We start from the raw sequence: 15,246 nt of genomic DNA, 5'->3' as shown, positions 1-15,246 counted from the left end.
TATAGCTAACTTATATACTACAGAGATATATTCTTAAGCTTTTGCTTTCTAGTTTTTTATGGTTTTACGCATCTTTTGCACACGGTCAAGATCATCTGTAGCTTGTAATAATTTGCTTTTTAAAACCGGATTTAAGTTAGGATGTGCAGCTAAAAATGCCTCGCGTATTTGGTATGCTGCAGCAGAAGAATATTTTCCTATTGTTGCGTTTAGCCAGTTTTTAGGAAAGAAAATATCTCCCGTTAATTGAATCTCTTCTAGCAATTCTAGCGAAGTTTCTAAATTTTTGAGTCCATCTTCCTGACGTAACGGGTGGTTTATATAATGCAAAGCAGAAATTACCCAGGATTCTTTTTCTCTGTTTTTTGAGTTTTTTAATCTTTCAAAAAATGCGTTGCGAGTTGTGGTATCTGCGGCCAATGCCGGTAGCAAAAACTCAAAACGTTCTTTTTTATCAGGATTTGTAATTGCAGTTTCAGCTTTTGTTAAGATAGTTTCTCTATTCTCATGATTATATAACGCCAGGTTCATAGCCATTGCGGTATAATCATCCTCATTGAGTTTTAGATTTTTTATTTCAATCTTCTTATCCCAAATAGCATATAATCTTTCTTTTCCGGTTTTAGAATAAGCAATACTGCTAAACAAGCCAAATAAGGTCTTTTTAATATTTGCGGGTAAGTCCTGTTGGAGTTGGCTGTACACTAAATCTTCTAATTCTTTTTGATGAGCTTCCCGTTGTAAATCATCAAAATAAGTCCAGTATAAACTTCCCATTTGACTCGTAATCTGACGCAGAATTAAGGCATTTGTTTCGGTTTTTATTCCTTCTTTAAACAGTTCAAAAGCTGCAGATGGTGCAATACTTCCATTAAGCAAATTTTCATAACTATTGATATAACTATAACCCCGGGCAACAACATCTGTAATTTCAGGAATTTGTGTTAGCGCTTCTTCCGCTTGCGGAAAAATACCATAACCCATTCCGTCATAGTTGTAAATGATTTGTAGTGGTTTTGGTAAACCTTGCGCGCTATTTAGATTAAGTTGTGCACCTGCAACTGTTGCCGAAATGCTATGCGTAGAATCTGCATAAACCAGTCCTATTTTAAAGGTCTGAGGCCATATTTTATCTGTGTTATCTTCGGCATGTTGTGAGAGTACAAATGATTTTATTTCGTTCTGCGCGTTATAAACAATACTATCTGTAAATACCGGTCTACTGCTTTGATTTACCCAGACGTCACTCCATTCTTTTAAATTAATTGTTGTTCTGGCATCGAGTATACCTACCAGATCGTCCCAAACAGCATTGTCATTTGCATAGGTTTTTATGTACTCTTGTATGCCTTCACGAAACTTTTTTTCACTAACAGCAAGTTCTAACTGGCGCATCATAATAGGTGCTTTATGATAAATAATACCGCCATACAAAGAACCTGCATTTTTAAGATTATCTAGTTGCTGTCGTATGGGGTTTGCACCCTGTGTACGGTCTTCACTATAAGCACCGGGATAATGATTGAGCACAAAAAGTAAATCGTGATTTACATCAGGAAATGCAGGATTTACAATTTTATCTGCCATAAAATTTGCAAATACTTCTTTCATCCACACATCATCAAACCAGTTCATCGTTATTAAATCACCAAACCACATATGCGCAGTCTCGTGAGCAATAAGTTTTGCACGTCCCAGTTTATCATTTTCAGTAGCTGTATGATCTAAAAACAATGAAGATTCTTTGTACTGAATAGCGCCTACATGCTCCATCCCACCATATTGAAAAATAGGAATTGAAGCAAAATCTAATTTTTGAAACGGAAACTTTTGTGCAGTATAATTTTCAAGAAAATCTACAGCTCCTGCGTGTAATTTGAAGATAGGATCTAAACTGTTTGCAATTTTAATGGAGTCTGTTTCCCGATACAGCATTTTCATGTTGAGCTCATCAACCTTCTGAGTTGCCGTGTTGAATTTACCCACTACAAAAGAAAATAGATACGTACTCATCTTATCAGATTTGCCAAATTGATGTGTAGTAAAATCACCCGCTGTGCTAGTACTAATTTCGGGTGCACCACACAAGACTTCCCATTCTTTAGGCGCGGTTATTTTTAGAATGTAGTTTGCTTTTAAATTAGGTTGATCAAAACATGGAAACAACGTACTCGCACGATCGGGAACTAAAAGTGTGTACAAAAAATCTGAATTGCGGTTAAGTGATTGTTCACCGGCAATAAAGTCTATTGTAAATGTATTAGAGCCTTCCAGAAGGCTTTCTGAAGGAATAATTAAATGTTCATTTTTATGTTGAATAGAGACATCTGTCCCGTTTGCCACTACCCTATTTACAAGATTTTCTTTTGCATTAAAATCTAGATAAAGTGGTTTTGAAGAATCGTGAATTGTTACCTTTAATTCTAATTTGGCAGGTATTGAATCTTCAAGATTTTTAGGAATACTAAAATCTAAATTGTAGGTGATATCACTTAATTGCGCTTTGCGAAAATCTGCCAGATCTTTTGAAATCCCGGGGTCAGGAAGGATGTTTTCTTGATCTTTATTTTGACAGGAAATTGAAGTAATAACTAGTAACAGAAGTAAAGAGAAGCATTTCATAATATACGGTAGCATTGATAATTTTAAATATCGGAAAAATTGAAAAAAGACTTGGCAAACAACCCAAATATAAAAAGCCGTTTTCTGTGAAGAAAACGGCTTTTAAGTTTAGTTTTTTAACCTTATTCAGTTTTTGTCCAGCTGTTGTTTGATTTATCTATATCTGCCATTAATTGCTGAGCATCTATAGTCATTACTTTAATTTCTGAAAGCGGTTTATCTATCGTAAACGTATACGTTGGCATTGCCCATGGCCAGTCTTCCAGTTGCGTACGTTTCATTTCTGGAAATGGGTTTGATTTATCTGCACGCATCATTCTCAACGGAATGTAATAGGCTTCATTGATATCATCTGTGGTATTGATATAAAAATCTATAGGCATAGGCATAAGACCTTTGCGCTCTAATGTTACCTCAGTTTTACCGTCTACTTCTTCTACATTTTTAATCGCATAGTCGATTGTATTTGTAGTTTGCGTCCAGTCTACAAGATACCAGTCTAGCTGCATACCACTCACCTTTTCTGCCTCACGCTTAATATCATTAGGTGTAGGGTGTTTAAAATGCCAGTTTTTGTAATAGTTCTTAATGGTTTTATCAAGATTTTCTTTACCTATGATATAGCCTAGTTGTGCCATAAACACAGCACCCTTAGAATATGCAGAAGCGCCGTATGCTGCATTTAAAGCATAGCGGTCTGCATAGGTTGTCTGTGGCTGTTCAAAGCCGCTTGTAGCGAGTCTAAAATACGAATTGTAATTACCTGCCTGCGGATTTGGTTTTTTCTCATCCATAACTACATTCATTGCTTCATCAGAGATATAGGATGTAAAACCTTCATCCATCCACTCATGTTTTTGCTCATTTGTAGCCATTAAAAACTGAAACCAGGTATGTGCAAACTCGTGTGCAGTTACCCCTATAAGGCTACCTAAATTTCTTCCGCCCGTAATTAATGTACACATTGCATACTCCATACCACCATCACCACCTTGTATCACAGAATATTGATCATAAGGATAAGGCCCTACATGCTCGTTATAATACATTAATAAATCTGCAGTTTTGGGTTGTAGTTTTTTCCAGTTTTCAATTATTTCTTTATCGTCTTTATAGAAAAAATGAAGTACCGTACCGTCTTCTGCGGTTAATTTATCGTGTATATAATCAGGATCTGCAGCCCAAGCAAAATCGTGTACGTTAGGAGCTACAAAATGCCAGGTATATTTACCTTTTACAGGTTTAACCGCTTTTTGACCTGGTTCTCCATAACCATGACCTATTTCCGGGTTTTGTAAGTTTCCGGTACCACCTATAGTGTAATCAGAATCTATCGTTATTTTAACATCAAAATCTCCCCAAACGCCGTGGAATTCGCGTGCTATATAGGGGTCTGCGTGCCAACCTTCAAAGTCATATTCTGCTAATTTAGGATACCACTGTGTCATAGACAGCGCTACACCTTCTGCATTATCGCGACCGCTTCTACGTATCTGTACTGGCACCTGCCCATTAAAATCCATATTAAAAGAGGTGCTTTCGCCTGGTGCGATAGGTTTTGTAAGGCTAACTTCAAGCACCGTCCCAGCAACATCATACGTAAGAGCAGCTCCGTCTTGAGTAAGCTTATCTACTTTCAAAAATCCGATTTCGTCTGGCTTTAATTTTGAGATTCGATCTTTAACTCTTCCGTCAGGATCTTTAATGTTTAGAGAGCGTACATCCATCTCACTTCCGGGCTGAAAAGCATTAAAATAAAGATGATAAAATACTTGACTCAACGTATCTGGAGAGTTATTTGTATAAACGAGTTCTTGTGTACCGGTGTAAGTGTACTCCTCCACATTCATATCAACATTCATCTTATAGTCAACATGTTGTTGCCAGTAAGATGTATTGTTTTGTGCCTGCGAGAAAGCAAAAACACTTAAAAAAGAAAGACCTATTAAAGCTTTTAAATTCATATTCATTTAGATTTTACCTATAAGTAGGGATTAGACGTGATCAGGTTTTATTCCGAAAGATTAAAAGTATTCTTAATCTTTCGGAATTATTACCAGCTTATTTTGATAATTCAGCCATTTTAAAAGCGTTGTACATATTAACCATTTTACCTGTTTTAGATAAGGTATTAAATGGTTTTACAACTTCACCATTTTCTCCTGCAGAAACCTGAATGTTTGTAGTAACACCACTCTTTAAAATAATTTGCTTAATCTGTGCAGCAGAAAATTGTGGATAATAAGAACGTAACATTGCAGCTACCCCGGCAACTTCTGGCGAAGCCATTGAAGTACCTTGTAAGAACTGATAGGAGTTATCTGGTGTAGTTGACCAGATTTGAACACCCGGAGCAAAAACATCTACATTAGATTTTCCGAAATTAGAAAAGCTCGCTACCATTTTACCACCGTATTTATAGTTTAAAGCGCCTACCGTTATTACATTGTCTGCAAACTCAGTAAGGTTATCTAGTTGATCATTAGGATATACCGTATCACCCATATCAAGATCTATACTCTCATTACCTGCGGCATTTACGATAAGAACATCTTTTTTAGCAGCATATTTTATAGCATCGTAAACCCACTCTGGGTTGGTAGCAAAGTATTTACCAAAACTGGTATTAATCACTTTTGCACCATTATCAACAGCGTAACGTAAAGCTAAAGCAATATCCTTGTCACGCTCATCACCGTCTGGTACTGCACGCACAGTCATAATTTTCACATTGTTTGCAACACCATTCATCCCTATCCCATTATCGCGTTGAGCAGCAATAATCCCGGCAACGTGTGTACCGTGTAAGGCCGCATCAGGATCTGGTCCTGTTACATTATTATTACCATAAACAGCATCTTTAATATCATCAGGATTATCACCTAAAACACTACGGTAATTACCTTCTAGATTATAGTTGTTGTTAAGGCGATCTGTCATGCTTTCTAACTGCTCATTAAGCATTACCAAAAATTCTGGAATCGTATCTGCGTAGGTTAGCATTTGGGTAAGCACACCTTTGTTACGCTCTTCCATCGCTGTTGTTGTGGGTAGTGTAGCAACATCTTCTGCAGTATAATCTTCTTTCCCAAATTTTTCTGTAGCAGCAGTATGTGCAGTTTTTACAGCTGCAAGTAAGCCATCATATTGTGTTTTTTGTTGAATTAATTCATCACGTTCAGCATCTACCTGTTTTTTAGCTTCGGTGTAGGTTTTAAAAAGCTCTTTTTGAGCAGCAGGCACTTGATCTAAGGTCTTGCCTTTAAACTGAGCATCGTATTTTTGTACGATTCTACTTTTTTCTAATTGTTCTTGAACAATATCTCCCAGAAAATTCCAGCCGTGTACGTCATCAATATATCCGTTTTTGTCATCATCAATACCATTACCGGCAATTTCCCCGGGATTTGTCCACAATACATTTTTAAGATCTTCGTGCGTAATATCTATACCACTATCAACCACACCTACAATTACTGAAGCTCCTTTGCCTTTTATAAGTTGGGCATAGGTTTTCTCAACACTCATACCCGGTACGGTGTCCATTGTAATATCCATCATCGGCCAATTTTTTAATTGATCTTCGCTGAGGTCACTTATTTTTAGAGGAAGTTTGTCTACATTTTCTTCTGGTATGGTAAGTAATGGTGCGGTACCGCAAGCATTTAGAAACAGTGCAGCACTAAATGCTGCAATAAAAATTCTTTTCATTTTATAGGAGTTGTTATTTAAATTTTTGTTTGAAGGTTTTCGCTTTTAACTCAAGTAAGAGGTCTGGTTTACAGGACGTCTTCGATCTTAAAACGTTCTTTAAGTCTAACCCCTTTATCTGTATGTTCTACTGTGATTATGGGATTGTGAGCATCATGCTCTAGCCATAAATAATAATTATTATCTGCGGCTTCTTTCAAAAACGTGTCTTTTTCACCTAAGGTGAGCAAGGGTCTTGTATCAAAACCCATTACATAAGGCAATGGTAAATGGCCTGCTGTAGGAAGCAAATCTGCCATAAAAACAAGGGTTTTATCTTTGTATTCTATATGCGGAATCATTTGCTTATCGGTATGACCGTCTGCAAACAAAATACCAAAATTAAGTTCTGATGTTGCAGAAAACGCATTTTGAGGTTTATCAACAAATCGCAATTGACCACTTTGTTTTATAGGTAGAATATTCTCTTCTAAAAAAGAGGCTTTTTCACGAGCATTAGGTTTTGTTGCCCATTCCCAATGATCTTCATTACTCCAGTAAATAGCATTTTTAAAAGTAGGGATTAATGTTTTGCCATCTTCTGACCATTTAATGCATCCTCCACTATGGTCAAAGTGCAAATGTGTAAGAAAAACATCTGTGATATCATCTGGGTGAAAGCCTTTTTGTTTGAGTGATTTTTCTAAAGTAGCATCTCCCCAGGGATAATAGTAACCAAAAAATTTATCACTTTGTTTATCTCCCATACCCGTATCAATAAGTATAAGTCTGTTGCTATGTTCAATAAGCAGACATCGTGCGCCAATGTCTATCATATTATTTGCATCTGCGGGGTTTGTGCGTGTCCATAATGTTTTAGGAACCACACCAAACATGGCACCACCGTCTAATTTAAAACTGCCGGCGTCAATTGCGTGTATTATCATATAGTAGTGTTCTGTAAACTAGTTAATACGTGTTTAATTATAAAAAAGAGTATCTAATTAATACCTTACATTTTTTATAAAATAAACACCTTTATTACTAGGTAAAGTCTTGCAAAATACTAAATGCACGTTAAATCAAATTTTTCTAGCCATGTAATTAAGCTATATTTAACACTGAAACGGCATTGCGAACTTTAGAATCAATGCAGAAAAACGTATCATAGCAAAAAATTGAATTCATGTTAGAACTGGGAGGAATCATAATATTAGGAATACTGGCACAATGGGTTGCCTGGAAGTTTAAAATTCCGGCGATTTTACCGCTTATACTTATAGGCCTTTTTGTAGGACCTATATCTACCTTATTTACTTATGACGGTTCAAAATGGATTGAACCTATATGGAATGGTGACGTAGGGATTTTTCCTGGAGAACGACTTTTTAATTTTGTGTCTTTGGCAATTGGGATTATTCTTTTTGAGGGTGGTCTTACGCTTCGTTTTAGCGAGATAAAAAATGTAGGTCCTGTAATTACAAAATTAATTATAGTAGGATCGCTGGTTACTTTTTTTGGTGCGGGAGCTGCTGCCTACTATATTTTTGACTTAAGCTTACGTATTTCGTTTTTATTCTCTGCATTGATTATCGTTACAGGTCCTACGGTGATTACTCCTATTCTTAGAAATATTCCGCTTAAAAAAGATATTTCGACAATTTTAAAATGGGAAGGTATTCTAATAGACCCTATAGGTGCTCTTGTTGCCGTATTAGTATTTGAATTCATTAGTGTAGATGCCGGTAGCGAGTTTACCTTAACCGCACTTGAAGAGTTTGGTAAAATTGTACTTTTTGGCTTTACCTTCGGGTTTACATTTGCACACGCATTAGCTTTATGTATCAAACGAAAAGTAATTCCGCATTACTTATTAAATGTATTTACACTCGCTTCTGTTTTAGGTGTTTTTATACTTTCAGATTTATTTGCGCACGAGAGTGGCCTTCTTTCTGTAGTAGTTATGGGTATGGTGATGGGTAATATGAAGTTACCTAATTTAAAAGAGCTATTATACTTTAAAGAATCGTTAAGCGTACTTCTTATTTCGTTGCTGTTTATTTTACTTTCAGCAAACATAGAAATACAAGATTTGTATCTGGTATATACCTGGAAGGCGGTATTGTTATTTGCTATTGTTGTTTTTGTGTTGCGACCTATAGGCGTATTCTTAAGCTCAAAAGGATCTGGTCTCAAGTTTAATGAGAAACTGTTTGTAAGTTGGGTAGGCCCACGTGGTATTGTTGCTGCAGGTATTGCCTCACTCTTTGGATTAAAACTGGTAGATGAAGGTGTTGCCGGGGCAGAATATATCACGCCTCTTGTATTTATGATTGTGTTAGGAACGGTTTTATTAAACGCAACAACGGCACGTCTTTTTGCTAAAATTGTAGGTGTGTTTTTAACTGAATCTAAAGGTATCGTGATTATAGGTGCGTCTAAAGCTTCCCGAATTATTGCAGAATATTTGATGAAAGGTGGTCGTCACGTTGTACTTGTTGACAGTAACAGTGTAAATATTGAAAAAGCAAAAGAACGCGGTCTGGAAGCTATTGAAGACAGTATTTATTCAGATAGCTTAATGAATAATATAGAACTTAATGATGTAGGATATTTGATGGCACTAACCGGTAATGGTGATATAAATCAATATGCAATTAATAGATTTAAAGATATTTTTGGTGAAAATGGTGCATTTAGACTTATTACTCCAGATGAAATGAAAGATCCTCAAAGCAGTCCCGAAGGAGGTTTGTTTTCACCTACAGACGATTTCATTCGCTTAACCGAAGTAGCCCGTGCACATCCCACTATTCAAGAAGTTAATATTGATTCTAAAGAGATGTTTGAGAAGCTGATAGAAAGCACCCGAGCAGATAAAAATAGTATTCCTATATTTTTGAAAAAGGAATCTGGTGAACTCGAAATTTTAAAATCTAATATAGATGATCTTGAAGTAGATTCATATGCAGATACTAAGTTGGTTTATTTAGGGAAACCTTTTGATCCAGAAAAAATGCCGGTTAAAGAAAAATTGGTCATAGAAGAGCCAGAAGCATAATATTAAAGGGATTCAAATTGAGTCCCTTTTTTATTGAATCAACTTAAGGATTCGTGCATTTTTTCTTTTTATGGTAGCAACATATATTAAAATTTTGCTAAGTGATCTTAGGTATGTGTTTTAATATCAAATTGTTCTGTAAATTTCTAAAAAATATAAAATGCAAAACAGACGTTCGTTTATAAAAAAATCTGGTCTTGCCGTCGCAGCGACTACGATTCCGTTTCCTTATTTAGCGTGTTCAAAACCGAGTAAGAAGCTTGGCATCGCACTTTTAGGCTTGGGTAGTTATGCTACAAACAATTTAGCTCCTGCGCTTCAGAAAACGCAGCATATAGAGTTAAGAGGTATTGTTACCGGAAGTCCTGAAAAAATTCCCACCTGGAAGGATAGATATGGTATCAAAGACAGCAATATTTATAATTATGAGAACTTTTCTTCAATTGTTGATAATGACGATATTGATGTAGTGTACATTGTTACACCTACTTTTTTACATAAAAAATTCTGCATTTTAGCCGCTGAAGCTGGTAAACACGTATTCTGTGAAAAACCTATGGCAATGACTGTAGCAGAATGTCAGGAAATAATTGATGTATGTGAAACAAACGGTGTAAAACTGGCCATAGGTTACCGTATGCAACATGAAGAAAATACAAAAACAATCATAGAGTGGTCTAAAACACAACCCTACGGTGCTATAGAGCAGGTACACACAGAAGCCGGTTTTAAAATTGGTGCTGATGCAGGCTGGCGATTAGATGGTGCAAAAGGAGGTGGTGCAATCTATGATATGGGAGTTTACCCTATAAACGCAATGCGTTATGCAACGGGTCTTGAACCAGTATCACTAACTGCTAAGCACGTTACTCAACGTAATACATTGTTTACAAACGGAGCCGAAGAAATCACCTATTTTGACGTAGAATTTCCTGATGGAATAACTGCTAAAGGCCGGGTAACTTATGCTGACAATGTAAATTTTTTAAAAGTAGATTGTAAAGATGGAAACTACGAACTCTCCCCTTTTCAGAGTTATACGGGAGTTCAAGGTAGTACCAGTGATGGGAAAAAGCTAGAGCCATGCAATTGCAATCAACAAACACTACAAATGGATAATGATGCGCTTTCTATCTTAGAAAATAAAGAGATAATAGCTCCAGGTATCGAAGGTTTACGAGATATTCAAATTGTAGAAGCTGCTTTAGAATCTGGTAGAACTAATGGGGCAAAAGTTCTACTAGAACAGTACTAATTCTCAAGAATTACTTCAAAAAAAAGAGTCTTATTAAGACTCTTTTTTTGAAGTAAAATATTCTGATAGAACCAGAAGCATTCCTGCCATTGCTCCTAGTGCCATAAGCCAGACCATAAGTTGATTTTCTTTAGCAGGCGTCCATTGACTTAACCCGCCGCAAACCACAATTAATCCCAGGCCTATGAGTTGTTTTTTTTGCATTAATCATTAAGTTTTAGAACAGCCATAAACGCTTCTTGCGGTATCTCAACATTACCTACCTGACGCATACGTTTTTTACCTTTTTTCTGTTTTTCAAGAAGTTTACGCTTACGCGAAATATCACCACCATAACATTTTGCGGTAACGTCTTTACGTAAAGCCTTTACTGTTTCTCTTGCAATAACTTTAGCCCCTATTGCTGCCTGTATAGGAATATCAAACTGCTGGCGTGGTATAAGCTCTTTTAATTTTTCACAAATTCGTTTACCTATATCGTAAGCATTGTCACGGTGTAAAAGTGCAGAAAGTGCATCTACAACATTTGCGTTTAGCAATACATCTACCTTAACCAGATGTGACGCACGCATTCCTATAGGTGTATAATCAAAAGAAGCGTATCCTTTTGAAACTGTTTTAAGACGATCATAGAAGTCAAAAACAATTTCAGCAAGCGGCATATCAAAAGACAATTCAACACGCTCTGGAGTTAAATAAGTTTGATTTGTAATCTGACCCCGCTTCTCAATACATAGAGACATTACGGGACCTACAAAATCTGCTTTAGTAATTATAGAAGCCTTTATAAATGGTTCTTCAACACGATCTATCCCAGAAGGGTCTGGTAAATCTGAAGGGTTATTAACTAAGATAGGCGTATCTCTGTTTTTAATTGTGTACGCATGGTAGGATACGTTAGGTACTGTAGTAATTACAGTCATATCAAACTCACGCTCCAAACGTTCCTGTATGATTTCAAGATGCAACATTCCTAAAAACCCACATCTAAAACCAAAACCAAGAGCAGCAGAACTTTCCGGTACAAATACTAAAGAAGCATCATTTAGCTGCAGTTTTTCCATAGAAGAGCGCAAATCTTCATAATCTTCTGTATCTACAGGATAAATACCTGCAAATACCATAGGTTTTACATCTTCAAAACCTTCGATCATATTTGTAGTAGGCGTCTTTGCATCTGTAATGGTGTCCCCTACCTTTACTTCCTTTGCTTCTTTAATACCGGTAATAAGATATCCTACATCTCCTGTTTTAATAACTTTTTTAGGAGTCTGTTTAAGATTAAGCGTTCCTACTTCATCTGCAAAATAGGTTTTACCGGTAGCCATAAACTTAATGTTTTGGCCTTTTTTAATTTCTCCGTTTAAAACTCTAAAATAAGTTTCAACCCCTCTAAATGGATTGTAAACAGAGTCAAAAATAAGTGCTTGTAACGGCTCATCAGCCACACCTTTAGGAGGAGGAATACGCTCTATAATTGCATCAAGTATTTCTTGAATACCCAATCCTGTTTTTGCACTTGCAGGTATTACATCTTCATGTTTACAACCTAAAAGGTCTACGATATCATCTGTAACTTCCTCAGGGTTTGCGCTGGGTAAATCTACTTTGTTAAGTACAGGTATAATCTCAAGATCATTTTCTAAAGCCAGATATAGGTTAGAAATAGTTTGTGCCTGTATACTTTGAGCTGCATCAACAATTAGCAAAGCTCCCTCACAAGCTGCAATACTACGAGACACCTCATAAGAGAAATCTACGTGACCGGGAGTGTCAATAAGATTAAGTATATACGGCTCACCGTTATGTACATAATCCATCTGTATAGCATGCGATTTAATGGTAATACCACGCTCTCGCTCAAGATCCATACTATCTAAAAGTTGCTCTTGTTTTTCGCGGGCTGTTACAGAACCGGTTGCATCGAGTAAACGATCTGCAAGGGTACTTTTACCGTGATCAATGTGAGCTATAATGCAAAAATTGCGAATGTTCTTCATAGACGTTCTTCATCATGCGACACTAAAGTCGCTTTAGCGCACAAATATACAGTTTAGAAAAGCCATTTTCTAATAAATCTATTTTAAGGAAATTAATATTCTTAAAGTTTTAAAAAAGGTCAAAATTCATTAAGCTTTAACATTAAAATTGCATTAGATTTGGTTTTCTATGCGGAACACAATTCTATTCTACATACTTCTAGCTCCTTTAGCTTTAATTGCACAGGATTATAATATTTCTTCTAAAGTCATTGATTCTAAGAAGAAACCTATCTCATTTGCAAATGTCTTATTGCTTAAAGCAGCAGACTCGAGCTTTGTAAAAGGTACGGTAAGTGAAGATGATGGTTCGTGTAAATTCACAGATTTAGAGATAGACCGTTACTTGATAAAAGTAAGTTTTGTAGGCTATAAAGATTTTTACAGTTCTCCCATAGACCTTAATAATTCTGTAGTACTTCCTTCATTTATATTAGAAGACAGCGCAGAATTTCTGGGAGAAGTTACTGTCACAGCTAAAAGACCGGTGATACAACGCAAGATTGATCGTCTGGTATTTAATGTAGAAAATACTGCGATTTCTTCAGGATCAACATATGATATTCTTAAGCGTACGCCCGGAGTTCTCATAAATCAAGATCAGATTTTAGTAAAAAATAGGCCGGCTCAAGTATATATCAATGACCGAAAAGTATATTTAACAAGTCAAGAATTGCAGCAATTGCTCGAAGGCTTTGCTGGAGTTAATGTAAAATCTGTAGAAGTTATAACTACACCACCGGCAAAATATGATGCTGAAGGCGGTGCGATTTTAAATATAATTACTTCAAAAAATCCTTCAATTGGGTATAAAGGAAGTATTAATGCTTCAAACACCGTGGGTATTGTTCCTAAATATGCAGTAGGAACAAGCCAATACTATAAAACCGACTGGTTAAATGCATATGCCAGTTATACTTTTAATTCACGTTTTGATACTAAAACTGATGAGGGGTTTGTACAATTTTATAACCCCGATGGAAGCGAAAAAGCAACCTGGGAAGATTTATTTAAACGCGATACCCGTACATTTTCACATAGCCTAAATACTATTTTAGATTTCACGTTAAGTGAAACCGAATTATTGAGCTTTAGCGCTAATATCTTACATACGCCTAAGGCAGATTCAGAGATAAGCGGTAGAACAGAAACATATAATCCGCAGGGACAGCTTGATTCTTTATATACCACACAAAGCCTACTTGAGAATGACCGTAATAATCTGATCTTTAGTTTAAAATACGACAAAGATCTGGGAGAAAATGGTGCGAAGTTAACTGCGATTGCAAATTATATTGATTACACAGATAATCAAATGCAATCTGTAAATACGCGTTATTTTTCTAACCAGGGAAACCTTTTAAATGTAAATGCGTTCAATACCATACCTACTCAAAATTCTCAAATTTATACAGGACAGTTAGATTATACCGGAAGCTTAGAAAATTGGGCAATTGAAACCGGAGTTAAATATTCAGGAATTAATTCTGAAAGTAGACAAGAATTTTTCAATACTGCTGGAAATGTGAGTGATTCTGATGCTATTTTAAATGATAATTTTGATTATACCGAAAATATATATGCTTCTTATTTCAGCTTTGCTAGAGATTGGGATAAATGGAGTTTTAAAGCCGGTTTACGAGGAGAATATACGGCTGCTAATGGCGATTCACGAACATTGGGAGTTGTAAACACACAAGAATATCTCGAGTTGTTTCCTACTGTTTACATTACAAATAATCCTTCTGAAAACCATTCTTTCGGTTTAGATTATAGCCGCAGAATTGACCGGCCGCGTTTTCAAAGTTTAAATCCTTTTAGATACTTTTTGAATGAAAATAATTTTCAGGAAGGAGATCCTAACATTCAACCCGCGATAGCTAATAGAATTCAATTTAATTATACGTTTAAAAATAAGTTGAGTTTTGATCTATATTGGGATCGTATAGATAATGCAATGAGCCGTTTACCTTTTCAGGATAATCAAGATTTAACCTTAAGGGGTGTGAACACAAATCTTAATTATGAGCGACAATTTAGTTTTGATATTACCTATTCTGAATTTGTTACCAATTGGATGTGGATGAGTTTTGAATCTTCCTTTTATAATATGGAAAATGAATTTAAAACACTCGAAAGCCAGGTAGATAACGTCAAAAATAACATCAATGGTGTTTATTTACGAACAATGAATTATTTAATAATTGATCAAACGTTTACCGCTACAATTACAAATTATTTCATGTCAAATATTCTAGCCGGCTCTTATCAATACGATCGCCCGCAGTATGCTTTAAGTCTTGATCTACAGAAGACCTTTATGAATGGGAGGTTAACCGCGACTTTTAGTACTGAAGATATATTTAATACGATGAATATACCGCTTACTTCAAAATATAGGGATCAAAACAATACTTTCTTCGCAATGCCAGAATCTCAAAAGATTCGGCTAGGACTGCGCTACAAATTTGGGAATTTTAAGTTAAGCGACAACAGCAGAGATATTAATACTGAAGAAGAAAAGCGCTTAACAAAACAATAGTTAAAGCTACACTCTTTTTTTACGTATATAAACTACA

The 15,246-nt window shown here is 35.9% G+C and carries 9 protein-coding genes; 3 read left to right on the top strand and 6 right to left on the bottom strand.

What is annotated here, in order from left to right; all coding sequences use genetic code 11:
- Window positions 1-48 precede the first annotated feature (48 nt).
- From ACIGAM_RS02980 to ACIGAM_RS02965, 4 genes are all read right to left on the bottom strand, one after another.
- On the bottom strand, window positions 49-2,622 hold the full coding sequence (locus tag ACIGAM_RS02980) for a M1 family metallopeptidase (RefSeq protein ID WP_396509967.1): 2,574 nt from the start codon (window positions 2,620-2,622) through the stop codon (window positions 49-51).
- 122 nt (window positions 2,623-2,744) lie between these two features.
- Complete coding sequence (locus tag ACIGAM_RS02975; protein WP_396509966.1) at window positions 2,745-4,586, bottom strand: M1 family metallopeptidase; 1,842 nt, start codon at window positions 4,584-4,586, stop codon at window positions 2,745-2,747.
- A gap of 97 nt (window positions 4,587-4,683) precedes the next feature.
- Entirely contained in the window at window positions 4,684-6,333 is a 1,650-nt protein-coding gene (locus ACIGAM_RS02970) for a S8 family peptidase (RefSeq protein ID WP_396509965.1), read from the bottom strand.
- A gap of 68 nt (window positions 6,334-6,401) precedes the next feature.
- The gene (locus ACIGAM_RS02965; RefSeq protein ID WP_396509964.1) at window positions 6,402-7,259 is read right to left on the bottom strand and encodes an MBL fold metallo-hydrolase; all 858 of its coding nucleotides are present in this window, start codon (window positions 7,257-7,259) and stop codon (window positions 6,402-6,404) included.
- 239 nt (window positions 7,260-7,498) lie between these two features.
- On the opposite strand from ACIGAM_RS02965, the gene ACIGAM_RS02960 reads away from it, so the two are divergent.
- On the top strand, window positions 7,499-9,373 hold the full coding sequence (locus tag ACIGAM_RS02960) for a cation:proton antiporter (protein ID WP_396509963.1): 1,875 nt from the start codon (window positions 7,499-7,501) through the stop codon (window positions 9,371-9,373).
- Window positions 9,374-9,533: 160 nt separating this feature from the next.
- Complete coding sequence (locus ACIGAM_RS02955) at window positions 9,534-10,628, top strand: Gfo/Idh/MocA family protein (RefSeq protein WP_396509962.1); 1,095 nt, start codon at window positions 9,534-9,536, stop codon at window positions 10,626-10,628.
- Window positions 10,629-10,661: 33 nt separating this feature from the next.
- Here the strand turns inward: ACIGAM_RS02955 and ACIGAM_RS02950 are convergent, their stop codons facing one another.
- Window positions 10,662-10,832 (bottom strand): hypothetical protein, encoded by a 171-nt coding sequence (locus ACIGAM_RS02950; RefSeq protein WP_159106033.1) that lies wholly within the window; start codon window positions 10,830-10,832, stop codon window positions 10,662-10,664.
- Window positions 10,832-12,628, bottom strand: a complete 1,797-nt coding sequence (gene lepA / locus ACIGAM_RS02945) for a translation elongation factor 4 (RefSeq protein ID WP_396509961.1) — start codon at window positions 12,626-12,628, stop codon at window positions 10,832-10,834. Before lepA ends, ACIGAM_RS02950 begins: the two co-directional genes overlap by 1 nt.
- A gap of 169 nt (window positions 12,629-12,797) precedes the next feature.
- On the opposite strand from lepA, the gene ACIGAM_RS02940 reads away from it, so the two are divergent.
- The gene (locus ACIGAM_RS02940) at window positions 12,798-15,209 is read left to right on the top strand and encodes an outer membrane beta-barrel protein (RefSeq protein WP_396509960.1); all 2,412 of its coding nucleotides are present in this window, start codon (window positions 12,798-12,800) and stop codon (window positions 15,207-15,209) included.
- Window positions 15,210-15,246 lie beyond the last annotated feature (37 nt).

Origin of the sequence: Leeuwenhoekiella sp. NPDC079379, from assembly GCF_044542075.1 — a bacterium.
Classification (GTDB): domain Bacteria; phylum Bacteroidota; class Bacteroidia; order Flavobacteriales; family Flavobacteriaceae; genus Leeuwenhoekiella.
The sequence above is the reverse complement of the archived record's forward strand: the minus strand, read 5'-3'. Positions and strand labels throughout refer to the sequence as shown.

Bases quoted from the DNA above. Each gene is read 5' to 3' on its own strand.
- ACIGAM_RS02980 (WP_396509967.1), bottom strand. From the start codon at position 2,622: ATGAAATGCTTCTCTTTACTTCTGTTACTAGTTATTACTTCAATTTCC.
- ACIGAM_RS02975 (WP_396509966.1), bottom strand. From the start codon at position 4,586: ATGAATTTAAAAGCTTTAATAGGTCTTTCTTTTTTAAGTGTTTTTGCT.
- ACIGAM_RS02970 (WP_396509965.1), bottom strand. From the start codon at position 6,333: ATGAAAAGAATTTTTATTGCAGCATTTAGTGCTGCACTGTTTCTAAAT.
- ACIGAM_RS02965 (WP_396509964.1), bottom strand. From the start codon at position 7,259: ATGATAATACACGCAATTGACGCCGGCAGTTTTAAATTAGACGGTGGT.
- ACIGAM_RS02960 (WP_396509963.1), top strand. From the start codon at position 7,499: ATGTTAGAACTGGGAGGAATCATAATATTAGGAATACTGGCACAATGG.
- ACIGAM_RS02955 (WP_396509962.1), top strand. From the start codon at position 9,534: ATGCAAAACAGACGTTCGTTTATAAAAAAATCTGGTCTTGCCGTCGCA.
- ACIGAM_RS02950 (WP_159106033.1), bottom strand. From the start codon at position 10,832: ATGCAAAAAAAACAACTCATAGGCCTGGGATTAATTGTGGTTTGCGGC.
- lepA (WP_396509961.1), bottom strand. From the start codon at position 12,628: ATGAAGAACATTCGCAATTTTTGCATTATAGCTCACATTGATCACGGT.
- ACIGAM_RS02940 (WP_396509960.1), top strand. From the start codon at position 12,798: ATGCGGAACACAATTCTATTCTACATACTTCTAGCTCCTTTAGCTTTA.